General features: G+C 72.9%; 22 protein-coding genes. 12 read left to right on the top strand and 10 right to left on the bottom strand.

Annotated features, from left to right (window positions below; genetic code table 11):
* Positions 1-16: 16 nt before the first annotated feature.
* Complete coding sequence (locus tag HNP84_RS40620; protein WP_185055404.1) at positions 17-1072, top strand: LacI family DNA-binding transcriptional regulator; 1056 nt, start codon at positions 17-19, stop codon at positions 1070-1072.
* Positions 1073-1214: 142 nt separating this feature from the next.
* On the opposite strand, the gene ispH is transcribed toward HNP84_RS40620, so the two are convergent.
* From ispH to HNP84_RS40600, 4 genes are all read right to left on the bottom strand, one after another.
* Positions 1215-2435: a 4-hydroxy-3-methylbut-2-enyl diphosphate reductase gene (gene ispH, locus HNP84_RS40615; RefSeq protein WP_185055403.1), complete on the bottom strand. Its 1221-nt coding sequence runs from the start codon at positions 2433-2435 to the stop codon at positions 1215-1217.
* A 26-nt stretch (positions 2436-2461) separates the two neighbouring features.
* Positions 2462-3502, bottom strand: coding sequence for a family 2 encapsulin nanocompartment cargo protein polyprenyl transferase (locus tag HNP84_RS40610; RefSeq protein WP_185055402.1), 1041 nt, complete (start codon positions 3500-3502; stop codon positions 2462-2464).
* 29 nt (positions 3503-3531) lie between these two features.
* Positions 3532-4929 (bottom strand): family 2B encapsulin nanocompartment shell protein, encoded by a 1398-nt coding sequence (locus HNP84_RS40605; RefSeq protein WP_185055401.1) that lies wholly within the window; start codon positions 4927-4929, stop codon positions 3532-3534.
* 61 nt (positions 4930-4990) lie between these two features.
* Complete coding sequence (locus tag HNP84_RS40600; protein ID WP_185055400.1) at positions 4991-6412, bottom strand: family 2B encapsulin nanocompartment shell protein; 1422 nt, start codon at positions 6410-6412, stop codon at positions 4991-4993.
* Between the two features lie 598 nt (positions 6413-7010).
* On the opposite strand from HNP84_RS40600, the gene HNP84_RS40595 reads away from it, so the two are divergent.
* On the top strand, positions 7011-7679 hold the full coding sequence (locus tag HNP84_RS40595) for an AIM24 family protein (RefSeq protein WP_185055399.1): 669 nt from the start codon (positions 7011-7013) through the stop codon (positions 7677-7679).
* A 754-nt stretch (positions 7680-8433) separates the two neighbouring features.
* Here the strand turns inward: HNP84_RS40595 and HNP84_RS40590 are convergent.
* Positions 8434-8586 (bottom strand): hypothetical protein, encoded by a 153-nt coding sequence (locus HNP84_RS40590; RefSeq protein WP_185055398.1) that lies wholly within the window; start codon positions 8584-8586, stop codon positions 8434-8436.
* Positions 8587-8651: 65 nt separating this feature from the next.
* A complete protein-coding gene (locus HNP84_RS40585) occupies positions 8652-9671 on the bottom strand; it encodes a 2-hydroxyacid dehydrogenase (RefSeq protein WP_221337370.1) in 1020 nt (339 codons plus the stop codon).
* Positions 9672-9712: 41 nt separating this feature from the next.
* Here HNP84_RS40585 and HNP84_RS40580 point away from each other — a divergent pair, with 41 nt between their 5' ends.
* The 8 genes from HNP84_RS40580 (at position 9713) to HNP84_RS40545 (ending at position 16960) form a co-directional block, all read left to right on the top strand.
* A complete protein-coding gene (locus HNP84_RS40580) occupies positions 9713-10891 on the top strand; it encodes an amidohydrolase family protein (RefSeq protein WP_185055397.1) in 1179 nt (392 codons plus the stop codon).
* Between the two features lie 97 nt (positions 10892-10988).
* Complete coding sequence (locus HNP84_RS40575) at positions 10989-11171, top strand: hypothetical protein (protein ID WP_185055396.1); 183 nt, start codon at positions 10989-10991, stop codon at positions 11169-11171.
* 292 nt (positions 11172-11463) lie between these two features.
* Complete coding sequence (locus HNP84_RS40570) at positions 11464-12552, top strand: sensor histidine kinase (RefSeq protein WP_185055395.1); 1089 nt, start codon at positions 11464-11466, stop codon at positions 12550-12552.
* Between the two features lie 145 nt (positions 12553-12697).
* Positions 12698-14362, top strand: a complete 1665-nt coding sequence (locus HNP84_RS40565) for a serine/threonine-protein kinase (protein ID WP_185055394.1) — start codon at positions 12698-12700, stop codon at positions 14360-14362.
* A gap of 17 nt (positions 14363-14379) precedes the next feature.
* Entirely contained in the window at positions 14380-14766 is a 387-nt protein-coding gene (locus HNP84_RS40560; protein ID WP_185055393.1) for an MmcQ/YjbR family DNA-binding protein, read from the top strand.
* Positions 14767-14802: 36 nt separating this feature from the next.
* Positions 14803-15510, top strand: coding sequence for a dienelactone hydrolase family protein (locus tag HNP84_RS40555; protein WP_185055392.1), 708 nt, complete (start codon positions 14803-14805; stop codon positions 15508-15510).
* Positions 15511-15569: 59 nt separating this feature from the next.
* On the top strand, positions 15570-16058 hold the full coding sequence (locus HNP84_RS40550; protein WP_221337369.1) for a VanZ family protein: 489 nt from the start codon (positions 15570-15572) through the stop codon (positions 16056-16058).
* 149 nt (positions 16059-16207) lie between these two features.
* On the top strand, positions 16208-16960 hold the full coding sequence (locus HNP84_RS40545) for a GntR family transcriptional regulator (protein WP_185055390.1): 753 nt from the start codon (positions 16208-16210) through the stop codon (positions 16958-16960).
* A gap of 639 nt (positions 16961-17599) precedes the next feature.
* Here HNP84_RS40545 and HNP84_RS40540 read toward each other — a convergent pair.
* Entirely contained in the window at positions 17600-18874 is a 1275-nt protein-coding gene (locus HNP84_RS40540; RefSeq protein WP_185055389.1) for a hypothetical protein, read from the bottom strand.
* Positions 18875-19032: 158 nt separating this feature from the next.
* Between HNP84_RS40540 and HNP84_RS40535 the strand changes: the two genes are divergently transcribed.
* On the top strand, positions 19033-19575 hold the full coding sequence (locus HNP84_RS40535; RefSeq protein ID WP_185055388.1) for a gamma carbonic anhydrase family protein: 543 nt from the start codon (positions 19033-19035) through the stop codon (positions 19573-19575).
* 61 nt (positions 19576-19636) lie between these two features.
* Complete coding sequence (locus HNP84_RS40530) at positions 19637-20983, top strand: hypothetical protein (RefSeq protein ID WP_185055387.1); 1347 nt, start codon at positions 19637-19639, stop codon at positions 20981-20983.
* Positions 20984-21827: 844 nt separating this feature from the next.
* Here the strand turns inward: HNP84_RS40530 and HNP84_RS40525 are convergent.
* The 3 genes from HNP84_RS40525 to HNP84_RS40515 form a co-directional block, all read right to left on the bottom strand.
* A complete protein-coding gene (locus HNP84_RS40525; protein ID WP_185055386.1) occupies positions 21828-22109 on the bottom strand; it encodes a metal-sensitive transcriptional regulator in 282 nt (93 codons plus the stop codon).
* 63 nt (positions 22110-22172) lie between these two features.
* A complete protein-coding gene (locus HNP84_RS40520; protein ID WP_185055385.1) occupies positions 22173-23240 on the bottom strand; it encodes a glycosyltransferase in 1068 nt (355 codons plus the stop codon).
* Complete coding sequence (locus HNP84_RS40515; RefSeq protein ID WP_312926839.1) at positions 23237-24028, bottom strand: hypothetical protein; 792 nt, start codon at positions 24026-24028, stop codon at positions 23237-23239. Before HNP84_RS40515 ends, HNP84_RS40520 begins: the two co-directional genes overlap by 4 nt.
* Positions 24029-24314: the final 286 nt, after the last annotated feature.

The following is a 24314-nucleotide window of genomic DNA, read 5'->3' as shown; positions in this document are numbered from 1 at the left end:
CCGTAAGCTGTCCGCCATGACGACCTCACAGGCGCGCGCGGGCTCCGGAGAGGCGACCGGCACGCGCGGGAGGCGGCCCGGCATCAAGGACGTGGCCGGAGCGGCGGGGGTCTCGGTCACCACGGTGTCCCACGTGCTCAACGGCAAGGGCCGGGTGGACGCCGCCACCCGCGCCCGGGTGGCCGAGGCGGCCGAGCGGCTGGGGTACCGGCCCAACAGCAACGCGCGCGGTCTGCGCTCGGGCCGGACCGACACCATCGCCATGCTGCTGCCCGCTGGCGCCGACGCCCACGACCACCACGTCCTGGCCGTGGACTACTACCTCTCCCTGACCATGAAGACCGTCGAGGCCGCCTTCGAGCGCGACCAGGCGCTGCTCCAGTTGCCGCCGCTGCGCCGGCTGGACGACCTGCGCCGGTTCGGCATCGACGGCGGGATCGTGCTGGACCCGGTGCCCGGCGACGGGCGGGTCGCCATGTTCCACCGGCTCGGGCTCCCGGTGGTGACCGTGGGCCGCGACATCACCCGCCCCGACGACCCCTGGTGGGTGGCCGCCGACAGCGCCGCGAGCACCCGGACGGTGCTGGAGCACTTCGCCGCCGGAGGCGCGCGCCGGGTCGCGATGCTCTCGGTGGACATCGAGTGGTCCTGGTTCGCCGACGCCGAGCGCACGTACGTCGAGTGGGCCGCCGAGCGCGGCTGCGAGCCGATCCTGGTGCTCGCCCGCCCCGACAGGCGGGACAGCAGCGCCGCCTCCGCCGCCGCGGCCCTGCTCGACCTGCGCCCCGACGCCGTGTACGTGCCGCCGCAGTGGCTGGCCACCGGCCTGCTCCGGCTGGCCCGCGACCGCGGCGTACGGGTGCCGGACGACCTGCTCGTGGCCGTGGGCGTGGACAGCCACCTGGCCCGCACCAGCGAACCCGCGCTCACCGCCGTGGACCTCGACCCGGCCCGCACCGCCCGCGAGGCGGTGGACCTGCTCATGCACCGCATCGAGGGCGGCCCGCCCGGCGACCCCCGCGTGATCCCGGTGACCCTCCACCCACGCGGCTCGTCCCTGCGCCCGAAGTAGCGGCGAACCCGAAGTAGCCGCGAAGCGGCGCCCGAGCGGGGCCGGGCGTAGCCGCGAAACGGCGCCCGAGCGGGGCCAGGTGTGGCCGCGAAGCGGCGCCCGAGCGGCCCCGGGGGTGCCGCTCGGGCGCCCGGACGTCGCCTCAGCGGGCGGCGCTGGGGAGGGTGAACCGGATCGTCTCCTCGGTCAGGCGGCGCTGGACGGTCCTGACCCGGCCCAGGCCCGACAGGGCCGTGATCACCTCGTCCACCAGATGGGGCGGGGCGGAGGCGCCCGCGGTCAGGCCGACCACGCGTACGCCGGCCAGCCACTCCGGGCGGATGTCGCGGGCGTCGTCGATGAGGTGGGCGGCGGTCTCGTGGCGCCGGGCCAGCTCGACCAGGCGCACCGAGTTGCTGGAGTTGGGCGAGCCCACCACGAGGACCAGGTCGGCCTCCCCGGCGATGGCCGCCAGGGCGTTCTGCCGGTTGGTGGTGGCGTAGCAGATGTCGTCGGAGGCGGGGCCGCGCAGGCCGGGGAAGCGCTCGCGCAGCGCCTGCACCACCTCGGCCGTCTCGTCCACGGCCAGGGTGGTCTGGGTGAGGTAGGAGACCCGGCCCGGGTCGGGGACCTCCAGGCGCAGGGCGTCGGCGACGTCCTCCACCAGCACGGTGCGGCCGGGGGCCTCGCCCAGCGTGCCCTCCACCTCCTCGTGGCCGGCGTGGCCGATCAGGACGACGGTGTCGCCGCGGGCGGCGAAGCGGCGGGCCTCGGCGTGGACCTTGGTGACCAGCGGGCAGGTGGCGTCGATGACCTCCAGGCCGCGGCCGGCGGCCTCGGCGTGCACGGCGGGCGAGACGCCGTGGGCGGAGAAGACCACGGTGGCGCCCTCGGGCACCTCGTCCAGCTCGTCCACGAAGACCGCGCCCCGGCGCTCCAGCCCCGAGACGACGTGGGAGTTGTGCACGATCTGCTTGCGCACGTAGATCGGGCCGCCCCGGGTGTCGAGCAGGTGCTCCACGACCTCGATCGCGCGCTCCACCCCGGCGCAGAAGGATCTCGGCGAGGCGAGCAGGACGGTGCGGGCCTCGGCGACCGACAGCCAGGCGGCCACCGCCGAGCGGGCGGCCAGCCACGAGGCGCGGTCGCCCGGCGGGACGGCCACGCCCAGGCCGGCGACGGGGTTGGCGGGCAGCAACGCGGTGAGGGCGTCGCCGTGCATGGGCAGGTGGGTGCGGCGGGTGGTGACCCCGCGGCGGCGCAGCTCGCCTTCGACGAGGACGGCGCCGGGGCACGGGACGGGGATGTCGTCGGGCTGGAGCAGCGCGTCGGCGACCAGGGTGACGGGCGGACGGGCGGGAGAGGGGGGCGGGGAGTGCGACATGGGCGTCAGCCTCCGGTGGGGGTGGATCAGTGATCGCGGCGGGTCGCGAGCCGGGCCAGGGCGGCGAGTTCGGCGCCCGGACGCACGGCGGGGTCGGCCGCGTCGAGGTGGCGCAGAGCCTTGGCCAGCAGGTCGTCGGCCTGGGCCTGGCTCCACGCGCGTGCGCCGGCCGCGTCCACCAGGGCGGCGGCGCGGCCGAGTTCGGGACCGGTCAGCGGGCGGTCGCCGGAGTAGAGCCCGGCCAGCTCGCGCCCCTCGGGGGTGCCGGAGGTGAGCGCGGCCACGACGGGCAGGGACTTCTTGCGGTTGCGCAGGTCGGAGTGGACGGGCTTGCCGGTGACCCGCGGGTCGCCCCAGATGCCGAGCAGGTCGTCCACGAACTGGAACGCCAGGCCCAGGTGGCGGCCGAAGTCGGCGAGGTGCTCGATCTGCTCGGGACGGGCACCGCCGTACAGGCCGCCCAGGGCGCAGGCGCAGCCGAGGAGCGCGCCGGTCTTGCCCTCGGCCATGCGCAGGCACTCGGCCAAGTTGACGTCGTCGCGGGTCTCGAACCCGACATCGGAGTTCTGGCCGTCGGTCAGCTCCAGCACGGCGGCGGAGAGCTGCCGCGCCGCCCTCGGGCCGACCGTGTCGCCGGAGGCGGCGAGTATGTCGAAGGCCAGGGTGAGCAGCGCGTCGCCGGCCAGGATCGCGGCGCTGACCCCGAACACCGACCAGGCCGTGGGCCGGTGGCGCCGGGTCGCGTCGCGGTCGATGACGTCGTCGTGCAGCAGGGAGAAGTTGTGCACGAGCTCGACCGCGACCGCGGCGGGCACCGCCGCGGTCGCAGTGCCGCCCATGGCCTCGGCCATCAGCAGGACGAGGGCGGGCCGGATGGCCTTGCCGCGGTCGGCCGCGATCGGCTCGCCGTGCTCGTCCCACCACCCGAAGTGGTAGCCCGCGATGTGCCGCATCGAGGCGGGCAGCGTGTCGATCGCGGGCCGCAGCGCGGCGTCGAGGGTGGTACGGCTCCAGGCCAGCACCTCACCGGCCGAACGTGCCTCGATCATCGTCTCGGGAGTGGCCATGGGTTCCGCCCTTTCGTCAGTGACCGATCTCAGTGACCGAGCTCAACGTTCTCCAGCACACCCAGGGCGTCGGGGACCAGGATCGCGGCCGAGTAGTAGGCACTGACCAGGTAGGAGAGCATGGCCTGCCCGTTGATCCCCATGAACCGCACCGACAGGCCCGGCTCGTACTCGTCCGGGATGCCGGTCTGACGCAGTCCCACGACACCCTCGTTCTCCTCGCCGGTGCGCATCACCAGGATCGAGGTCACACCGGCGTCGCTGATCGGAATCTTGTTGCAGGGCAGGATCGGCACGCCGCGCCATGCCCGCACGTGCGAGCCGTCTATTTCCACTGTTTGCGGGTATATGCCGCGGTTATTGCATTCGCGACCGAAAGCGGCGATGGCCTGCGGATGTGCCAGGAAATACTGTGACTTACGGCGCCGGGCGAGGATCTCGTCCAGGTCGTCGGGCGTGGGCGGGCCGCCGCGGGTGTGGACGCGCTGCTTGTAGTCGGCGTTCGCGAGCAGGCCGAACTCGCGGTTGTTGATCAGCTCGTGCTCCTGCCGCTCGCGCAGCGCCTCGACTGTGAGCCGGAGCTGCTGCCCGACCTGGTCCATCGGGTCGTTGTAGAGGTCGGCGACCCGGGAGTGGACCCGCAGCACGGTCTGGGCCACGCTCAGCTCGTACTCGCGGGGCGAGACCTCGTAGTCGACGAACGTGCCCGGCAGCACCGGCTCGCCGGAGTGGCCCGAGGCCAGCTCGATCGAGGACTCGCCGTGCTTGTTCTGCGGCTTGCCCCGCGACTCGGCGAACCGGGCGACGTGCGCCCGCAGCGCCTCCGATCCCGTGCCGACCTCCTCGAACGCGGCCCGCGAGAGCACCAGCGCGATGCCGGCGGTCTGCGCCCTGACCGTGAACCCCCAGGTGTCGCCGTCATCGACCAGCTCGCCGTCGCCGAAGTGGTCGCCGTCGGCCAGGACGCCGAGCGTCACCTCGTCGCCGTAACGGCCCTCGCCGATCTTGCTCACCTTGCCGTGCGCGATCAGCACGACCTCCTCGGAGGGCCGCCCCCGCTCCACCAGCACGTCGCCGGGGGCGAACTCGCGCTGGACGAACCGGCCGGCCAGCGCCGCCAGCACCTCGGCGTCGTCGAAGCCGCGCAGCAGCGGCAGCTCGCACAGCTCGGCCGGGATCACCCGGGCCTGGCCGGACACCACGTCGAAGCTCACCCGGCCGTCGCCCACGGAGTAGGACAGGCGCCGGTTGACCCGGTAGACACCGCCCGACACCTGGACCCAGGGCAGCACCTTCAGCAGCCAGCGCGAGGATATGCCCTGCATCTGGGGCACGGTCTTGGTGGTCGTCGCGAGGTTGCGCGCGGCGGCCGTGCTCAGGCTGAGCGGGGTCGCGCCGCCGGGGGTCGCGCTCGTCTCCGTGGTCATGTCGGCATCACCTGTCTCGTGGTCGCGCTCGGATGGGAGTCGGGGGCGGGAGCGGGCCGGCTCAGTGACCGATCTCCACGTTCTCCAGCACGCCCAGCGCGTCGGGGACCAGGATCGCCGCCGAGTAGTAGGCGCTGACCAGGTAGGAGATCACGGCCTGCCCGTTGATCCCCATGAACCGCACCGACAGGCCCGGCTGGTACTCGTCGGGCAGCCCGACCTGGTGCAGGCCGACCACGCCCTGAACCTCCTCGCCGGTGCGCATGAGCAGCACCGAGCTGGTGCCGGACTCGGTGACCGGGATCTTGTTGCACGGCAGCAGCGGGATGCCGCGCCAGGAGGGCACCTTGTGCCCGGCGATGTCCACGCTGTGGGGGTACAGGCCGCGGCGGTTGCACTCGCGGCCGAAGGCGGCGATGGCGCGCGGGTGGGCCAGGAACACCGTGGGGCTCTTCCACACCGTGGCGATCAGGTCGTCGAGGTCGTCGGGGGTGGGCGGGCCGCCGCGGGTGTGGATGCGCTGGTTGTAGTCGGCGTTGGCGAGCAGGCCGAACTCGCGGTTGTTGATCAGCTCGTGCTCCTGGCGCTCGCGCAGCGCCTCGATCGTGAGCCGGAGCTGCTGCTCGACCTGGTCCATGGGGCCGTTGTAGAGGTCGGCGACCCGGGAGTGGACCCGCAGCACGGTCTGGGCCACGCTCAGCTCGTACTCGCGCGGGGCGATCTCGTAGTCGACGTACGTGCCGGGCAGCAGCGGCTCGCCCACGTGACCGGACGCCACCTCGATGGCCGACTCGCCGTCGGGGTTCTGCGGCAGGCCGCGCCCGGCGACGAACGCGGCGACGTGCTCGCGCAGCGCGCTCGACGTGCCGGCCACCTCGTCGAAGGCCGCGCGCGAGAGCACCAGCGCGGTGCCGGCGGTCACCGCCTTGACGGAGTAGCCCCACGAGTCGTCGTCGGTGGCCAGCTCGCGGTCGCCGAAGTAGTCGCCGTCGGCGAGCACGCCGAGCGCGGTCTCGTCGCCGTAGCGGCCGGTGCCGACCTTGTTCACCTTGCCGTGGGCGATCAGCACGACCTCGTCGGCGGGGCTGCCCTGCTCGACCAGCACGTCGCCGGGGGCGAACTCGCGCTCCTCGAACCGGCCGGCCAGGGCCTCAAGCACCGCGGCGTCGTCGAAACCCCGCAGCAGCGGCAACTCGCCCAGCTCGGCCGGGATCACGCGTACGCTCCCGCCCGACAGGTCGAAGCCGACCCTGCCGTCGCCGACCCGGTAGGACAGACGGCGGTTCACCCGGTAGACGCCACCCGACACCTGGACCCAGGGCAACACCTTGAGCAGCCAGCGGGAGGTGATGCCCTGCATCTGCGGGACGGTCTTGGTCGTCGTCGCCAGATTGCGCGCCGCCGCCGTGCTCAGGCTGAGCGGCGAGGGCCGGGCGTCGCCGTCGGGCTGGGCGCCGGCGCCGATCTCGCTGATCTCCGTCATAACGAGCACCACCTAACTGGATCTGGTTAGCGGTTTTTACAACAGGGCACGAACAGTGGGCATGCTGACGCCCGAACCCTGAATGAAAAGAGATGGTGGTCGGCTATTCATCCCCGGCCGTTTCGGGGACGGACTGTGTCACTTTGTGTTATCTTGGCGATTCTTTGACACGCACAAGTATGCGCGGCGGCCATGCGGATGTCAATTATGGATTTCGATTCTCCCCAGGTCAGGGGCCAAATCAGGCGCTCCAGATGGCGATGTTCCGCTATTTCCATTGAGCGGGAAATATCGGACTTTGTCGGGCACGGTAGGGCAGGCCCTACCGCGAACCGGCGGGCGCGAGGGATCGGGATCGTACGCGGGCGCTGCAAAAACCGACACTCATCCCATAGCCTCCGCGAACATGACGATTACCCACGGCCACGCGCTGACCGCCGGCCTCACCGCAAGGCGGAGACGACCGCGGTCCGCACGCCGTGACCGGCCTGACCCGGCGATTCAGCGGTTCGGGGGCGGATGCACCAGGGTGTAGGTGACGAGGGCTTCACCCGTGGGGGCGGGCGGGGCCGTTCCACCGCGAGGAAAGGGTCATCCTGTGCGCAGCACGTTTTTCGGCAATCTGGAGCAGGGCACCGGGGCGTTCGCCCTGCAGAACAGCAAGATGCTCCGCGTCCACCTCAACGGCGAGGTGCTGGCGCGGCAGGGCGCGATGGTCGCCTACCAGGGGCAGATGGACTTCAACTACCAGGGCTCCGGCTCGGTCGGCAAGCTGCTGAAGAAGATGGTGACCGGCGAGGGCGTGCCGCTGATGCGGGTGTCGGGGCAGGGCCTGCTGTTCCTGGCCCACGACGCCGACGACATCCACCTGTTCTATCTGGAGAACGAGGGGATCACGGTCAACGGCGCGAACCTGCTGGCGTACGACCCGCATCTCGCCACCGACATCCAGCGGGTGCAGGGCGCGGGCATCGCCACGGGCGGCCTGTTCAACACCACGGTGACCGGCACCGGATGGGTGGCGGTCACCACGCACGGCACGCCGGTGCAGCTCGACACCGCCCAGGCCCCGACGTACGCCGACGGGCAGGCGGCGGTCTGCTGGAGCGCCAACCTGCACGTCGGCGTGCACCGTACGGTCAAGCTGGGCGCCCTGATCGGCCGGGGCAGCGGCGAGGCCCTGCAACTCGCCTTCCAGGGGCCGGGATTCGTCCTGGTCCAGGCCAGCGAGGGACCGACCGTGCCGCCGCACAGCCACGGCGGCTGACGGCCGGGGCACGCACCGCGGTTCAGCACCGTGATTCAGCGCCGTGATTCAGCGCCGTGATTAGCGCTGCCATCCAGCACCGCGGTGCAGGGCCGCGGTGCAGGGCCGCGGTGCAGGGCCGCGGTGCAGGGCCGCGGTGCAGGGCCGCGGTTCACCGCGATTCAGGGCAGCGGCGCGCGCGTCCGGCCCCAGGCCGGGCGCCCCGCGGCCCACGGAGCGGTTCGAGCACCGGGCGCGCACCTCGGTTCAGCGCCCGGCGCGCCGGTGGTCCAACCGCCCCGGCGCGCGCGGTGGTCCAGCCGCCCGGCGCGCGGTGGCCCAGCCGCCCGGCGCGCGGTGGCCCAGCCGCCCGGCGCGCGGTGGCCCAGCCGCCCGGCGCGCGGTGGCCCAGCCGCCCGGCGCGCGCGGCGGTCAGCGCCCAGCCGCCCGGCGCGCGCGTCACTGACCGCCGCACCCAACCGCCCGGCGCACGCGGCGGTCCCGCCGCCCGGCGCACGGCCCAGCCGCACGGCGCACTGGCGGTCCGGCCGCCCGGCGCACGCGGTGGCCCAGCCGCCCGGCGCGCGCGGTGGTCAGCGCCCGGCCGCCATGCGCGCACGGCGGCCCAGCCGCCCGGCGCACGGCCCAGCCGCACGGCGCACTGGCGGTCCGGCCGCCCGGCGCACGCGGTGGCCCAGCCGCACGGCGCGCGCGGTGGTCAGCGCCCGGCCGCCATGCGCGCACGGCGGCCCAGCCGCCCGGCGCGCGCGGTGGTTCAGCGGTGGTGGCTGCGCGAGCGGAGCCGCTCGAACAGGCCGCGCGCCTTCTGCTGGGTCTTGGGGTCGCGGGCCATGCGCTTGGCCTTCTCGATGTTCTCTCGGCCCTGCGGAGTGTGCAGGTAGCGCTTGACCTTGTCCATCAATGTCATGGCTCCTCCGCTTACATCCGGTTACATCCTGATATGTACGGAAGAAGCCCTACCCCGTAAGGAGCTCAGTTCACCGGCGTGAGCGGGTCGCGCCCGGCCAGGACGGCCGCGGCGTTGGCCACCGACAGGCCGCACATGCGCTCGCGGGTGGCCACGCCCGCGCTGCCGATGTGCGGGGTCACCACCACGTTGTCCAGCTTGACCAGCTCGGGGTTGACGGCGGGCTCGCCCTCGAACACGTCCAGGGCCGCGCCCGCGATCGTGCCCGCCCGCAGGGCCTCCACCAGCGCGTTCTCGTCCACGATCCCGCCGCGCGCGGTGTTGACCAGGATCGCGCCCGCCTTCATGCGGCGCAGCGCGGCGGCGTCGATCAGGTGCCGGGTGGCGGGCGTGAGCGGGCAGTGCAGGGTCACCACGTCGGAGCGCTCCAGCAGCTCGGGCAGCGGGACGAACTCCACCTGCTCGCCCTCGGGCACCGGGGACGACGTGGGCGTGGCCAGGATGCGCATGTCGAAGGCGCGGGCGCGGCGGGCGACCGCCCGCCCGATGCGGCCGTAGCCGACCACGCCCAGTGTGGTGCCCGCGCTGAGGTCCAGGCCGAGCAGCATCCGCGGGCCCCACACCCACGGCGTGCGCTCGCGCAGCAGGCGGTCGCCGTCGAGCACGCGGCGGGCGGCGGCGAGGATCAGCGCCATGGTCAGGTCGGCGGTGGCGCCGTCGAGCACGCCCGGGGTGTTGGTGACCCGCACGCCGCGCTCGGTGGCCGCGGCCACGTCGATGTTGTCGTAGCCGACCGCGGTGTTGGCCACGACCTTGAGCGCGGGGCCGGCCGCGTCCAGGAACTCCGCGTCGATGCGCTCGGTGAGCGTGCACACCACCGCGGCGGCCCCGGCCGCGTCGCGCAGCAGCGCGGCGCGCTCGGGCGGCTCCTCGCCGCCGGCCACCACCGGCGGCCCGATCTCGCGCACCGCCCGCATGGCGGCGTCGGTCAGGGTCCTGGTGACGTAGATGTGCGGCTCGGCCATCGGGCCCTCCGGGGATCTGTTCGGCGCCGGATCGGGCGGATCGGACGGCAGGTCGGCCATGATTCTGGCATACGGCGGTCACGGCGACGGCGGAGGCGTGCATGATCCTGTTACGCGGCGGCGACCCCTGGGGACACGCCCCCGGCTCGGACGTGCTGGTGCGCGAGGGCACGATCGCGGCGATCGGCCCCGGCCTCGCGGCCGACGGCGCCGAGACGGTGGACGTCACCGGGCGGCTGGTGCTCCCCGGCCTGGTGGACGCCCACTGCCACCTGGACAAGACGCTGTACGGCGGGCCGTGGGTCCCCCACACCGCCGGCGACGCGCTGGCCGACCGGATCGGCGCCGAGCGGCGCACGAGGGCGGCGCACGGCGTGCCCGACCCGGGCCGGATCGCGGCGCTGCTGGAGACCATGGTCGCCGGGGGCACCAGTCACGTGCGCAGCCACACCGACATCTCCCCGGAGCTGGGGCTGAGCGGGGTGGAGGCGGTGCGCGAGGCCGTGGGCCGGCTGGCCGGGCGGGTGGAGGTCGAGCAGGTCGCGTTCCCCCAGTACGGCCTGGTGTCCAACCCGGGCACCGCCGAGCTGCTGGACGAGGCGCTGGCGGCGGGCGTGGAGAACGTCGGCGGCATCGACCCGGCCGGTTTCGACGGCGACCCGGTGCGCCACCTGGACATCGTCTTCGACCTGGCCGCCCGGCACGGCGCCGGGATCGACATCCACCTGCACGACGGCGGCTCGCTGGGCGCCTGGCAGATCGGGCTGATCGCCGACCGCACCAAGGCGGCGGGGCTGGCCGGCAAGGTGACGATCAGCCACGCGTACGCGCTGGGGCAGCTCGACGACGCGCAGGCCGGCGCGCTGGCCGAGCGGCTGGCCGAGGCGGGCGTGAACGTGATCATCGCGGCCGTCTACAGCTTCCCGGTGCCGCCGATCAAGCGGCTGCGCGCGGCGGGCGTGAACGTGGCCTGCGGGCACGACGGCATCCGCGACCTGTGGGGCCCGTACGGCAGCGGCGACATGCTGGAGCGGGCGATGCACGTGGCCTACCGCAGCACGTTCCGCCGCGACTCGGACATCGAGGTGGCGCTGGACGCCGCGACGTACGGCGGGGCGCGGGCGCTGGGGCTGGCGGCGTACGGGCTGGCGCCGGGCGCGCCGGCCGACCTGGTGGTGGTCCCGGCCCGCACCCCGGCCGAGGCCGTGGTGACCCATCCGCCGCGCGAGCTGGTGCTGAAGGGGGGCCGGGTGGTGGCTCGCGCCGGGCAGGTGATCTGAGAAGTTCGCGGGGATTTGGGGTGAGGTCGGCAGAGTGAGGTAAATGTGGACGTGCGGGTTACCTACGCCTTACACCGATTCTCCTAGCCTCGTTCGCATGGGTGTCTGGCGAGGATCCGATGGGATCGAGGTCGCGGCGGTCATCGTCGGCGACCGGCCGTGCCTGCGCGTCTCCCGCTGGAACGGCGGGCAGCGCACGCTGATTCGCTACTGCAGTGACGTACGCGAGGTCGCCGAGCACGTCGATCTCGCGGACCTCACCCCTGCCCCCAACCCCTGAGCCCCAGCCGCCCCGCCGGAACGCGCGGCGGCTTCGTCTTCTCACGCGGTCGCGGCGAACGCTCGCGGTCGCGACTCTCCCATGCCCGCGCCCGCGTGCGCCCGTACGACCCGCTCCGGACCGGCGGCCCCGGCGCGCCGACGCCACCGCACGGCACGGCGCGCGGCCGTGTGCGCAACCTCACAACAGAAATTTCGGTCGTTGAGGTTTACCAAGCGACCTGTTGACCGTCCGATGGAACTTGATCCCTTATACAGGACGAAATGGTTAATTCGTCGGCGTCGGGGGACATATGGGAGCCATCCTGCCGCAGCGGGTGCGGTCCACCCGTCTGCGGGTGACGACCGCGGCTCTGCTCGTGTTCGCGGCCGTGCTGGCCTGCGGCATGCTCGCGACGTACGTCGCCACGCGGGTCATGCCGGGTCCGCACACGCTCGCCGTGTCGCTCGGCGCGCTGTCGGCGGTGCTGCTCGCGCTCGTCGCCTGGAGCACCTGGCAGGCGGTGGGCCTCGCGCTGCGGCCCGTGGACCTGGTCGCCACCGCGATCGACGACATCACGGCCTCCGACCTCGGCGACCTCGGCCGGCGCGTGCCCCAGGACGGCGGCGGGGACGAGATCGCCCGGCTGGTCGCCGTGGTGAACCGGACGCTCGACCGCCTGGAGTGCGCCATCGAGCAGGAGCGGCGCTTCGCCTCCGACGCCTCGCACGAGCTGCGTACGCCGCTCACCGGCATGCGGGCCCGCATCGAGGTCGCGCTCGCCGACCCCAGCGACAGCGACCCCTGGCAGACGCTGCGCGAGGCCCTGATGGACTCCGAGCGGCTGCACGAGATCATGAACGACCTGACCATGCTCTCCCGGCCGGGCGTCAAGCCGTGCGACGTGGAGGAGTACGTGGACCTGGCCGAGCTGGCCCGTACGGCGGCCGAGCGCCTGTCTCCCACCCGTGTGCCGGTGTGCTTCGAGCTGACGCCCGGCGTCGGCACGCGCGGAGACGCGCAGCGGCTGTCCCGGTTGATGCTCAACCTGCTGTCCAACGCCACCCGGCACGCCACGAGCCGGGTCACGGTCACGGTGACGTCCTGCGACCGGCGCGCGGTGGTCGAGGTGCTGGACGACGGCCCCGGGATTCCCGCGCGGGACCGGGAGCTGGTCTTCCAGCGGTTCACCCGGCTCGACACCGACACCTCGCGCAGCCGGGAGGCCGGCGGCACCGGCCTCGGCCTGTCGATCGCCCGTGACATCGCCGTCGCCCACCACGGCCGGCTCACCATCGAGGACTCCCCCGACGGGCGCGGCGCCCGCTTCGTGCTGAGCCTGCCGCTGCACGACCCCACCCCCACGCCCGCCGACCGGGCCTCGCACGACTACGCCGCCTGAGCGCCCACCTGAGCCGGTCTGAGACCGTCTGGACTCCCCTCGGCTCCCTGGGCTCTCCTGAGGTCGCCACGAACTGTAGTGACTTGACGCTATTAGTGGGAATATCGTGACTTCTGGCGCTGAACAGCGATAACATGATCACGTTATGCGACCGAGAGATGACTTGGACGACTCGCTCGGGAGCAGCTACCACCTTCGCGAGCTGATCGGCGAAGGGGCCATGGGCGCGGTCTGGCGCGCCGTGGACAAGCGGTCGGGGGAACACGTAGCCGCGAAGCTGCTTCACGGGCGCCTGCTCGACGATCCCGACATCGTCGCCAGGTTCGTCCAGGAACGCACCGTGCTCCTCCGGCTACGGCATCCGGGCATCGTGGCCATCCGCGACTTCGTGATCGAGGGCGGCCGGATCGCCATCGTCATGGACCTGGTCGAGGGCAGCGATCTCGGCCGCCACCTGCGCGAGCTCGGCACCCTCACCGCCGAGCGGGCGCTCGGCGTGGCGATCCAGCTCGGCGAGGCCCTGGCCGCCGCGCACGCGACCGGCATCGTGCACCGGGACGTCAAGCCCGGCAACGTCCTGGTGGACGGCGAGACGGTCAAGCTCACCGACTTCGGCGTCGCCCGCATCCTCCAGGGCGCGCACGCCGCGCCCACCACCACGGTGGTCGGCACCCCCAACTACATGCCGCCCGAGGTGATCGAGGGCGCGGGGCCGCATCCCTCGGCCGACGTCTACGCGCTCGGCATGGTCCTGTACGAGCTGCTGGCCGGCCGGGCGCCCTTCTCCGCGGGCCACCACCTCAGCCCGCTGCACTGCGCCTTCCACATGGTCCCGCGCCGCCTGCCCGGGATGGCCGACGACGTGTGGGCGGTCATCGAGGCGTGCACGGCCAAGAACCCGGCGAACCGGCCGCCGATGACCGAGGTCGTGGCCCGGCTGCGCGCGGCGCTCCCCGGGGCGCGGGTCACGCCCCGGCTCACCCCGATCCCGCGCACCTCGCCGTTGCAGCTCACCGCCCTCCCGGTCGAGCAGCGGCCGCCGGCCGCCCCGGTGCCGCCCCCGGCCGCGCCGAAGAAGTGGCGCCCGCGTACGGGCATGGTGATCGGGGCGGTCGCGGTGCTGGCCGCGGTCACCACCGTCGTGGTGACGGCGATGCGGGTGGTGGAGTTCGGCCCCGCCCGCTCCGCCGCCGCGGAGGACACGGTTACCCCGACGCCCCCGCCCGCCAAGGTCTCCACGCCCCCGGTGGCGTTGCCGGTGCAGACCCCCGACGTCGTGGACGTCGAGCCCGCGCCGACCCGTACCGGGCGCAAACAGGCCGCCAAGCGCACCCCGACCGCGCGGCCCACGCCGCCGCCCTCTCGGTACACCCCGAAGCCCACGCCGACCCGCACCCGGAAGCCGACCAAGACGCCCTCCCCCGACAAGCCGCAGTTGCTGGAGCCGGTGCGCCCGGACAACCTCAAGTGCCGCGAGCCGTGGCTGGAGATCCCGGCGCAGGGCATCGCCATGCGGCCGTGCATCCGGATCGTGGACAACAAGCCGGCCGTCGTCGGCCAGGTGCGCGGCAGGGCCGGGGTCGTCACCGACATCCAGATCGAGCTGTGGGACGCCACCCACCGCCGTACCGTGGCCGGGCCCTTCCGCTGCATCGGCGTGAAGTTCACCGCCGACGGCCAGGTCAAGACCTGCGGTTGGTTCGCCGTGGACGGGCCGTCCGGCGCGGAGTACCAGGGGCGGCAGCGCTGGCGCAAGACCGACACGGGCGCGTGGAACGGCGGCGCCCAGTCGCTGGGCATCCGCTGGTGATGCGGCAGAATGGCCGGATGAGCGACTGGCGCGAGGCACGCGAGGCGCTGCGCGCGTACGCGCTGGGCCTGCCCGAGGCGTGGGAGGACTTCCCCTGGGGCGACTGCGTCGTGAAGGTGCGCAAGAAGGTCTTCCTGTTCCTCGGCATCCCTGAGCCCACCGAGAAGTGGACCCCCGGTTTCACCGTGAAGCTGCCCGTCTCGGGCGGGCACGCGCTGTCGGTGCCGGGCGCCGAGCCGGCCGGCTACGGGCTGGGCAAGGCCGGGTGGGTGCGCGTGCCGTTCATGACCGACGAGCTGCCCGAGACCGACCTGCTGCTGGACTGGGTCGAGGAGAGCTACCGCGCGGTGGCCCCCAAGACGCTGGTGGCGCTCCTGGACGAGACGGGCGGTACGCCCCGCTGAGGCGGGTTTCCCCGATCGGTGCCATCCTTGGTCACCGTGGAAGCTCGCACAGAAACCGTGACCGTCGCCGACGGAACCTTCGACGTGCCGCTGTGGCTGCCGCCCTCCGGGCGCGGGCCGGGCATCCTGCTGGTGCAGGAGATCTTCGGAGTCGGGGCCTACATCCGCCAGGTGGCGGAGGATCTGGCCGCCATGGGGTACGTCGTGGGTGCGCCCGACCTGTTCTGGCGCCTGCAGCGCGACTGGCGGGCCGAGGGCCCCGACGCCCTGGCCGTCTCGCTCGACCTGGGCTCGCGCTTCGACTTCGAGCGGGGCGTGGCCGACTGCGCCGCGACGCTGGCCCACCTGCGCGGGCTGCCCGAGGTCACCGGGCCCGTCGGCGCCGTCGGGTTCTGCCTGGGCGGGTCGCTCGACTACGTGCTCGCCGCGACCGCCGACCCGCCGCCCGCGGCGGTCATCTCCTTCTACGGCTCGGCCGTGCCCGGCTCGCTGGACCTGATCGACCGGATCACCATGCCGCTGCTGTTCGTCTTCGGGGGCTCCGACCCGTACATCCCGCGTGAGGAGGTGGCCAAGGTGGAGCGGGCGGCGGCCGGGCGGCCGAACATCGAGATGTACGTCTCGGAGAGTTCCGGGCACGCCTTCCACAACTTCACCTCCCCCCAGTTCCACGACCCGGAGGCGGGACCGGTGGTCTGGGAGCTGGCCACGACCTTCCTCAACCGCCACCTTCCCGTTTCCTGACCGCCGTGGGCCAGGTATGGCGCCTGTGGGGTCACGTGATCACCGCGGGTGCGCTCTGCGTGCCCCTCGCGTACCTGGCGGTCCGGCTGCTCGCCCGCCGCCGGGCCGCGCGAGGGCACCGGGCTCCGCTGCGCACGGCCACCGCGGACGTGATCATGGTGGTGGGCACGGTCCCCTGGCTGTGGATGATCCTCACCCCGCGGCCGGGGCCCGGCGGGGTGAGCGTGGTGCCGTTCCAGGACCTCGCGCTGCTCGCCGACGCACCGCTGCACACCGTGTTCGTGCAGGTGGGGGGCAATCTGCTGGTCTTCGCGGCACTGGGGGCGCTGCTGCCCGTACGCTCGGCCCGCTTCGCGTCGTTCGCGGCCGTGAGCGCGGCCGGCATCGCGGGGTCGTTCACGGTCGAAGCCTTGCAGTATGCCCTACGCCTGGGCCGCGTGTCTTCTTTCGATGACATCCTGCTCAACTGGGTAGGAATCGCACTCGCAGCGGGTATTAGCCGTCCGTGGTGGATCACTCGGATACCGGCCAGGACCGTTCCACAGTAACGGGCCGAGAAAACCCCCGTAGATCACCACACGTGCACGATCCGCGCAAAAGAAGCTCGGGACCAACCTCTGTATCTGTGCGATCGTGGACAAGACGGGGCAAGTTCTCTGGAGAGCCAAACCCGGTTGGTGACAGAGGGTGATCAAACGTGTCGGAATCCCCGGTATCCCACGAGCCCCCGATCTATCGGCGCATCGCCGACGGGCTTCGCGAAGCGATCCTGTCCGGTGAATTGCGTGACGGGGATCGGCTGCCGGGCGAAAACGCCCTCATGTCCCAACATGGGATAGCAAGGGCGACGGCAAGACAGGCGCTGGCCGTCCTGATCAACGAAGGTCTGGCAGTGCCCAAGCGCGGGTCAGGCGTGTACGTGCGCCGGTTCAAGCCGATCCGGCGGCACGGCTCCCGGCGTCTCGCCCGCGACCAGTGGGGGCAGGGCCGCGCGATCTGGGAGTCCGACACGCGCGGACGGCCGTACACGGTGGACGCGGTCGAGATCGTGCGCGAGCGCGCCGGCGAGGAGGTCGCGCGGGTCCTGGACACCTCCGAGGTCTGGGTGCGCCGGCGGCGGTACTCGGTGGACGGACGCCCGGTGCAGTACGCCACCTCGTCGTTCCCCGCCGACCTGGTGGAGGGCAGCCCCATCACCCGGCCCGACACCGGCCCCGGCGGCGTCTACGCCCGCCTCGGCGACCTGGGCCACGCCCCGGCCCACTTCACCGAGGAGGTACGCGCCCGCATGCCCATGCCCGAGGAGGCCGCGGCGCTCAACCTCCCGGCGGGCACGCCCGTGATCATCGTGCTGCGCACGGCGTACACGATCGGGGGCAAGCCCATCGAGCTCAACGAGATGGTCCTCGACGCCGCGTCGTACGTACTCCAGTACGACTTCGACGCATAGGTCAAGGGCGTACGTCAAGCGATAGGTTGACCTGACCCCGGCGATCATTGATTTCTCTAGAGATGTGCCTCACCTTCGTAGGTGAAAGGTCGCATACCGGGCCCGGGAAGGGTTGAACAGATGTCCTTTGACCGGCATCTCGCGGAAATCGCCCGGGAGTTCCCCGATTGGACCATCTGGCGGAGCGACGCCGGGCGCTGGTGGGCTACCCGTCACCACCCGCTCTCGGCCGCCGAGCGAGATGCCGGCTGTGCGATGACCATAGACGCCGACACGCCGGAGGGCCTGCGTGACCAGCTCATCGACCAGCGCGAGCGAGCGGCCTCCGTAGGCCCCGACCCATAGCGGGCCCACGGCGGCCCGACGGACGTCCCGTGGAACGCGACCTGACTCCAGAGGGGGGCGTTCCACGGGACCCCGAGCCGCCCGGTGCCGGGGTCAGCGCTCAGGCGGCCCCGGCGCCGGGCACCAGACGCGGAAGCCTCCGACCCTATCGGGGGCGGGGGTTTCCGCCCGGCCGTGCACGCGGCGGGGTCCTTCCCGCCCTGCCGCGTGCACCCGGCCTGTGCACGCCCCTCATACACCTGTACACGACGACGCGGCCCCCGCCCGTGGGCGAAGGCCGCGTCGCGGTGAAGCTCAGTTGCCGCGCATCGGGGTGAAGGGGTCGCGCGACAGGTGGCGGACGTTGTGGTGCTCGCCCGCCTCGCGCAGGTTGCGGACGTTGATGGTCTGCTGCGGGTCGGCGGCGTCCAGGGCGTCACCGCGGAGGTCCATGTCGTCGTCGTCATCGGCCGCGTGGTGGCCGTCGTGGTGGCCGTCATGATGGCCGTCGTGGTGGACTGCGGCCGCGTGGTGGCCGTCGTCCTCGACGATGACGCGGACGGCCTCGACGTCGGGCTCGTCGTCGATGACCTCGACCGAGTTCGCGGGCTGGTCCTGCGGCTCCTCCCGGGCCGGCCGCGGGGGCTCGATGGCGTCCTGCGGCTCGGGGCCGTCGATCGCGGGCGGGGGCGGCAGCACGGACGCCTCGTCCACCAGCGGGCCGGCGTTCTTCTCGCGGTGCAGGACCTCGCCGAGGACGGAGCCGAGCTCGTTGAGCCGGCGCATGACCTCGGTGTGGGCGTCGGTGAGGTAGGCCACCCGCTGGCCGGTGTGCTGGTCGAGGGCGGCGGCGCGGCGCTGGGCGGAGGTGAGGGTGGCCTCGGCCTCGGCGCGGGCGGCGTTGAGCGTGGCCTCGGCCTCGGCGCGGGCCGCCCCCAATGTGGCCTCCGCCTCCGCTCGCGCGCTGCTCACGGTCTGCTCGGCCTCGTTGCGCGCGGCGGTGATCGTACGGTCGGCCTCGGCGCGGGCGTTGCGCACGGTCTCCTCGGCCTCGGCCCTGGCGTCGCGGATGCGCTCCTCGGCCTCGGACTGCGCGGAGCCCCGGGTCTCCTCGGCGTCGGCGCTCGCCTGGGCGAGCATGCGCTCGGCCGCCGCGGTGGCCTCGCCGACCAGGCGCTCGGCCTCGGACTGGGCGGAGGTGAGGATCGAGTCGGCCTGCTCCTGGGCGGAGACGACCAGCCGCTCGGCCTCGGCCGCGGCCTCCTCGCGGAGCTTGCGGGCCTCCTCCTCGGCCTCCTGCCGCTTGGCGGCGGCCTCCTCCTCGCCCAGCTTGAGGATCTGGGCCAGGCGCGGGCTGAGGTCCTCATAGCTCTGCGGAGTCTCCACCATGCGCCTGCGGGCCTCCGCCAGCTCGATGCGGCCCTGCTCCGCCTGCTCGATGGCGCGCGCCAGACGCTCCTCCAGATCGCGCACCTGGTTGCGGGTGCGGATCATGTAGTCGTGGACCTGGCGACGGCTGTAGCCGCGCATGACGACCTCGAAGGAGTCGTCGTGCATCAGGTCGGGGAAGCTTTCGTGCTGGTTTGTCATGGCACTGCCCTGGGGGTCTGCGGGGTGAAGTTACTCAGCGGATGTACGGGGAGGCGAGGGACCGACACGTCAAGACACGACTTTCCTGCTTACTCCCCCGGTCCGCAACCGGAACGCGGCACCTGCTGGGGGAAAATCAGACTTACTACCATGAACCCATGAACGATCAGCCCTACATCGCCGCTCTGGACGACGACGCGACTCCCGACATACATCCAGAAGCCTATGTCGCTCCCGGAGCCGTCGTGGTGGGCAGGGTCCGGCTGGCCCGCGGGGCGAGCGTGTGGTACGGCTCGGTGCTGCGCGGCGACGACGAGGCGATCGACGTCGGCGAGGAGTGCAACATCCAGGACCTGTCCTGCCTGCACGCCGACCCGGGCGAGCCCGCCGTGCTGGAGCGCCGCGTGAGCCTGGGCCACAAGGCGATGGTGCACGGCGCGTACGTCGAGGAGGGCGCGCTGATCGGCATCGGCGCGATCGTGCTCGGCGGCGCGCGGGTGGGCGCGGGCACCCTGATCGCGGCCGGGGCCCTGGTGCCGCCGGGCAAGAAGATCCCTGCGGGCGTCCTGGCCGCCGGGGTTCCGGCCAAGATCGTGCGCGACCTGACCGACGCCGACCGCGCGTCCTTCGCCCGCACGCCGGACGGCTACATGGCCAAGGCGGCCCGCCACCGCGGCGCGCGGCGCGTCACCGGGGGCTGATCCGCGCCACGATCTGCGAGATGATCGGGGTGGGGGCACGGGGGCGAGGGAGAGGTTTAACATGGCGCGCGTGCACCAGTGGGACGGGTTCGCGGCCATCGAGGGCGACATGCGCGCCATGGTCGCCGATCCGCGCTGGGCGCAGCTTTCCGGCCCGGCCAAGGCCCAGGCCGTGGCCGCGCGTACCGTCGTGACGCCCGACGGCGGGCGGTGGCTGTTCGGGGCGCACGCCCGCTGGTACCGCCAGGACCCTGCCGACGGCCGCTGGCACCTCTCGCCGCCTCCGGCCGACCAGAACCTGCGCGCGGCGGCCCACGTCGTGCAGCACACCGCGATGCTGGTGCCCTCGCTGGTGCCCGACGGCCCCGACTTCGCCTTCGAGGGCGGCTCCACCCAGGGGTTCGTCGGCCCCGACGTGCCGCGCGACATCACCGAGCGGGTGCGCGCGATCCTCGGCTCGCGCCGCCTGCCCAGCCCCGAGGACTTCCCGATCAAGGGGGCGCCGTTCACCTCGATCTTCGCCGGCGACGTGCCGAGCACGGTCGCGGCGGTGTGGGGCACGTTGATGTGGTGCGCGTACGCCCCGGCGTTCGACGGCAACGAGGTGCTGCTGTCGATGTTCGGCGAGTTCCTGGGCCGCGCGCTGCCGGGCGACGAGTGGGTGCGCTGGCTGCGCCCCGTCGGGCTCGGCGACCTGGTCGCCCTGTACGCCGAGCGCATCCGCGCCGACCGCCCCAAGGCCGGGCTGCGCCTGGCCGCCCTGATGGCCAACACCGCCGACGCGATCCTCGACGACGACCGGTTCCGCCCCCGGGCCGAGGCCCTGGTGGCGATGCTGGAGCCCGCGCTGCGCCGCCCCGACCTCGACCACGCCGCCGCCCGCCAGGGCGACCCCGCCGTACGCCGGGCGTGGCTGGACCGCTGCCCGCCCCACCTCGCCCGCGCCGTCGTGCCCGAGACCGCGCCGGGCGAGCACTTCGCCCACTCGGTGTACGACCTGATCGAGGCGCTGGGCTACCTCTCCCGCCGCCGCAGCGACCCCAGGGCGGTGGCCGTGGCCCTGCTCGCCGCCGACGTCGCGGCCCTGGCGCCTAAGGCGGCCCCGCGCCTGTACCCGTGGCTGGACCCCGAGCTGCGCCACCTGCTGCACGCCACCCTCACCGACCGCGGCCACCCGCTGCGCCGGTTCTGGCCCGTGGACGGCGACCTGCCCCCGGCGCTGCACCCGCCGGACCGGGGCACGGCCGCCACGCTGCTCGGCACCGCGTACGCCACCGGCCTGGCGTGGTGCCGCCTGTGCGAGGTCGCGGTGCCGCCCCACGGGTTCGTCACCGCGTCGGCGACGGTGAGCCGGCTGACGCACCAGCGTGATGATCGATACCCACTGACCACACTGGAATCGTCTTAAACCATATACACCGCTATTTCTCCCTAACCTCCTCTATATCGTTTCAATACTTTTGATATCAGCCGATTCATCGACCCGTGATCAACGGGCGTGGAAATGATCCCTCCGGTGATGCTGGGGCTGGTGGAGGAATGGCCCCGATGGGCCATGTCGCCCTAACGCGCCGCGTCGTAACCTCGGTACTGGGTGTGGGCTGCGGAAGGAAGGACGACGCGGTGGGGCACGATGACCTGGACTCTCGGGTCCACGACCGTGTCGCGTTGGACGAGATCGCACTCTATGCCGAGGTGCTGAGCGCCGTCGCCATCAGCGAGCGACGGCTGACCTTGGAAGAGCTCGACAACGCGCTCGGATTGCGGACTTCGGCGAGCCGCTGAAGACCAATCACATTGACCTAGTCCCGGTCTCCCGAGGGAGCCGGGACTATGGTTATCCGGCCACCCCGCATGACTAGTCCGTCATCGAAGTGATCTGAGGAACGCACGAGCGGCCGGAGACGGGACGGACGGTCTCGGCAACACACGAGGCCGGCGGGGTGTGCGCAGACGGGGACGGGTGGTCTCGGCAACGCACGAGGCCGGCGGGGTGTGCGCAGACGGGGACGGGTGGTCTCGGCAACACACGAGGCCGTCGGGACGTGGGACGCGGACGCGTGGGGCGGGTCGAGACGGATGGGCGGTCTCGGCCGACGCACGGGCGGCGGGCGGCTCTCGGGAACGCATCGGGTGGCTCTCAGGAGCGGACCGGGCGGCTCACAGGAACGCATCGGGCGGCTCACGAGCGCGCCGGGCGGCTCACAGGAACAACGCACCGGGCCGCTCTCAGGAACGCAGCGGGCGGGCTCTCAGGAGCGCACGAGGCGGGCGATGGCCGCCGACGCCTCCTTGACCTTCGCCTCGGCCTCCGGGCCGCCGGTGTTGACGGCCTCGGCCACGCAGTGGCTGATGTGGTCCTCCAGGAGCCCGAGCGCCACGGCCTGCAGCGCCCTGGTGACCGCGGAGACCTGGGTGAGGATGTCGATGCAGTACGCGTCGTCCTCGACCATCCGCTGCAGCCCCCGGACCTGCCCCTCGATGCGCCGGAGCCGGGTGAGATAGGCCTGCTTGTCTCCCGAGTACCCATGCATACCGTCCACGGTACCCGTTACCCGTATGCCCTTTGCCGAACCGGAGGTCACACCCTCCTGACGTCAGCGTGCGGAGGTCATCAGCTTCTCCCAGCGCTCGGCCGCCGGGGCCACCGCGTGCCCGGCGACGCTGTCGCGCGCCCCCGCGGCCAGCGCCCGGCGGCGGCGCTCGTCGTCGATGAGCGACAGCAGCGCCGTCGCGAACGCCTCGACCTCGCCCTCACCCTCGGGCACCAGCAGCCCGTTCACGCCGTGCCGGACGAACTCCCCGACCCCGCGCGGGTGGTCGAAGCCCACGACCGGCACACCGCAGCCCAGCGCCTCGATGACGCTCATGCCCAGCACCTCCGACCTGGACGTCACCGCGACGATGGACGCCTTGGCGAACTCGCCGGTCAGGTCGGGGGTGGTGCCCATGAAGTAGACGTGGTTGTGCAGGTGCAGCTCGCTCACCAGGTCGCGCAGCCGCCGCTCCTCCGAGCCGCCGCCGTAGAGCCGCAGCCGCCAGTCGGGCCGCTTGTCCGCCACGATCGCGAAGGCGCGCAGCAGCCGGTCGTACGCCTTGGCGGGCACCCACCGGCCGCCCGCCGCGACGATGCGGTTGTCCATGCGCGACCGGGGCCACGGGCCGGCGGGCAGCGCGTCGGGCACCACGTGCACCGGCGGGCCGCCGTCGAGCAGCCGGCTCCACTCCTCGCGGCCGGTCTCGGTGGCCGCCACCACGCCGTCCAGGCGGGGGTAGAAGCGCTTGATCGGGCCGGGCACGGGCGCCCGGCCCCACTCCCGCGCCAGCCGTACGATCTCGCGGGGCGCGTGCCGCGCCGCCTGCACGCTCAGCCCGGGACGGGTGGTGACCAGCACGTCCGCGCGCAACGCGCGCAGCCGCCGCCACAGCGCCACCTCGGTGCGCATCTGGCCGCGGGGCAGCAGGTGCCGCACCCCCGGGCGCACGTCCACGACCCAGCGCACCTTCACCCGCGGATCGATCGCGAAGAACGGCTTCTCGCGGTGCCGCTTGACGCTGAGGATCTCGACCTCGTGGCGCTCGGCCAGCTCCGCGGCCAGGTTGACGACGGAACGGACGTCACCCCGCATGCCGTACGCCGTTGGGACCGCGAAGCAGATCTTCACCCGCCCACCTCCAGCCGGAGTTCGTCGTCCGGGCTGTAACTGGGCCGGACCGGCACCCCGTCGATCTCGGTCTCGGGATAGTGGACGCGGCGCCGCTTGCCGTCCACGTCGTCCACCTTGGCGCCGAGCGGCAGCGGCGCGGACAGGCCGTCCACCTCAAGGGAGGGCTCCCACGTCCCGGCCGACTCCTGCGCCGCGTCGATCACGTCGCACAGCGACAGCGCCGCGTGGAAGCGCACGCCCCGTACGGTGGCCCGGGTGCTCAGGCGGGCGTCGGGGCTGTGCCGGCGCAGCGCGAGCCGGGCCTCGTGCCGCGCGTCGTCGTCGTCGAGCCCGGTGTACGCCAGCAGGCCGGTCACCTCGAACCGGCCCTCGCGGAACCACACCGCCCGCACCTCGGCCACCGGCCGCGCCTCGTCGATCTTCAGGGCGAGGTAGCCGTTGAGCGTGCGGTAGGCGCGGTAGGCCACGGTGCGGCGGGCCAGCGCGTACGCGTCGAGGTGGTCCAGGGAGAACCCCGGGTCCACGCTCTTGAGGCGCACCTTCCGGCCCGCCTGGTGCAGGTAGGCGTCCCACCGGCCGGCCTCCAGGCCGAGCGGGGCGAGCGAGACCGCCAGCGTGGCGTCGCGCGCCTCGGCCCCGCCGAGCGCCACCCGGCGCTCGGCGTCGCTGGTGCGGTGGCGCAGCACCAGCTCGGCCCCTTCGGCGAGCGGTTCGTCCATCGCGAGGCGCACGGTGAGGACGTCGGCCAAGGTGACCTCGGCATCGGTGACGACGACGCGCACCACCTGCCCCCTCCCCGTCGAAATGAGCCACGCGACGTTGAGGTTACCGTGATTTTCCCGTTATGTGGATAACGTCGTTCATCCTGTTCACCGTCATTGCACCGAAACCCCTGCTGAGAGGCCCCGCACAGCGGCATTCCACGAAAAGTGTAAAGAATGTCAGGACGCCGCGGTCGGCTCGGCCTCCGGCTCGCCCTTGACCGAGCGGATCAGGAGCTGGGCCACGTCCACGACCTCCAGCGACTCCTTCGCCTCACCGGAGTTCTTCTTCTCCGCGATCGCGTCACCC

Source organism: Thermocatellispora tengchongensis, assembly GCF_014202315.1.
GTDB lineage: Bacteria > Actinomycetota > Actinomycetes > Streptosporangiales > Streptosporangiaceae > Thermocatellispora > Thermocatellispora tengchongensis.
The sequence above is the reverse complement of the archived record's forward strand: the minus strand, read 5'-3'. Positions and strand labels throughout refer to the sequence as shown.

Excerpts from the sequence above, each read along its gene's own strand:
- HNP84_RS40600 (WP_185055400.1), bottom strand. The coding sequence starts at position 6,412 with ATGACGGAGATCAGCGAGATCGGCGCCGGCGCCCAGCCCGACGGCGAC.
- HNP84_RS40605 (WP_185055401.1), bottom strand. The coding sequence starts at position 4,929 with ATGACCACGGAGACGAGCGCGACCCCCGGCGGCGCGACCCCGCTCAGC.
- HNP84_RS40540 (WP_185055389.1), bottom strand. The coding sequence starts at position 18,874 with ATGACAAACCAGCACGAAAGCTTCCCCGACCTGATGCACGACGACTCC.
- HNP84_RS40575 (WP_185055396.1), top strand. The coding sequence starts at position 10,989 with ATGGGTGTCTGGCGAGGATCCGATGGGATCGAGGTCGCGGCGGTCATC.
- HNP84_RS40620 (WP_185055404.1), top strand. The coding sequence starts at position 17 with ATGACGACCTCACAGGCGCGCGCGGGCTCCGGAGAGGCGACCGGCACG.
- HNP84_RS40585 (WP_221337370.1), bottom strand. The coding sequence starts at position 9,671 with ATGGCCGACCTGCCGTCCGATCCGCCCGATCCGGCGCCGAACAGATCC.
- HNP84_RS40525 (WP_185055386.1), bottom strand. The coding sequence starts at position 22,109 with ATGCATGGGTACTCGGGAGACAAGCAGGCCTATCTCACCCGGCTCCGG.
- HNP84_RS40590 (WP_185055398.1), bottom strand. The coding sequence starts at position 8,586 with ATGACATTGATGGACAAGGTCAAGCGCTACCTGCACACTCCGCAGGGC.
- HNP84_RS40610 (WP_185055402.1), bottom strand. The coding sequence starts at position 3,502 with ATGGCCACTCCCGAGACGATGATCGAGGCACGTTCGGCCGGTGAGGTG.
- HNP84_RS40580 (WP_185055397.1), top strand. The coding sequence starts at position 9,713 with ATGATCCTGTTACGCGGCGGCGACCCCTGGGGACACGCCCCCGGCTCG.
- HNP84_RS40535 (WP_185055388.1), top strand. The coding sequence starts at position 19,033 with ATGAACGATCAGCCCTACATCGCCGCTCTGGACGACGACGCGACTCCC.
- HNP84_RS40565 (WP_185055394.1), top strand. The coding sequence starts at position 12,698 with ATGCGACCGAGAGATGACTTGGACGACTCGCTCGGGAGCAGCTACCAC.
- HNP84_RS40560 (WP_185055393.1), top strand. The coding sequence starts at position 14,380 with ATGAGCGACTGGCGCGAGGCACGCGAGGCGCTGCGCGCGTACGCGCTG.
- HNP84_RS40530 (WP_185055387.1), top strand. The coding sequence starts at position 19,637 with ATGGCGCGCGTGCACCAGTGGGACGGGTTCGCGGCCATCGAGGGCGAC.
- HNP84_RS40570 (WP_185055395.1), top strand. The coding sequence starts at position 11,464 with ATGGGAGCCATCCTGCCGCAGCGGGTGCGGTCCACCCGTCTGCGGGTG.
- ispH (WP_185055403.1), bottom strand. The coding sequence starts at position 2,435 with ATGTCGCACTCCCCGCCCCCCTCTCCCGCCCGTCCGCCCGTCACCCTG.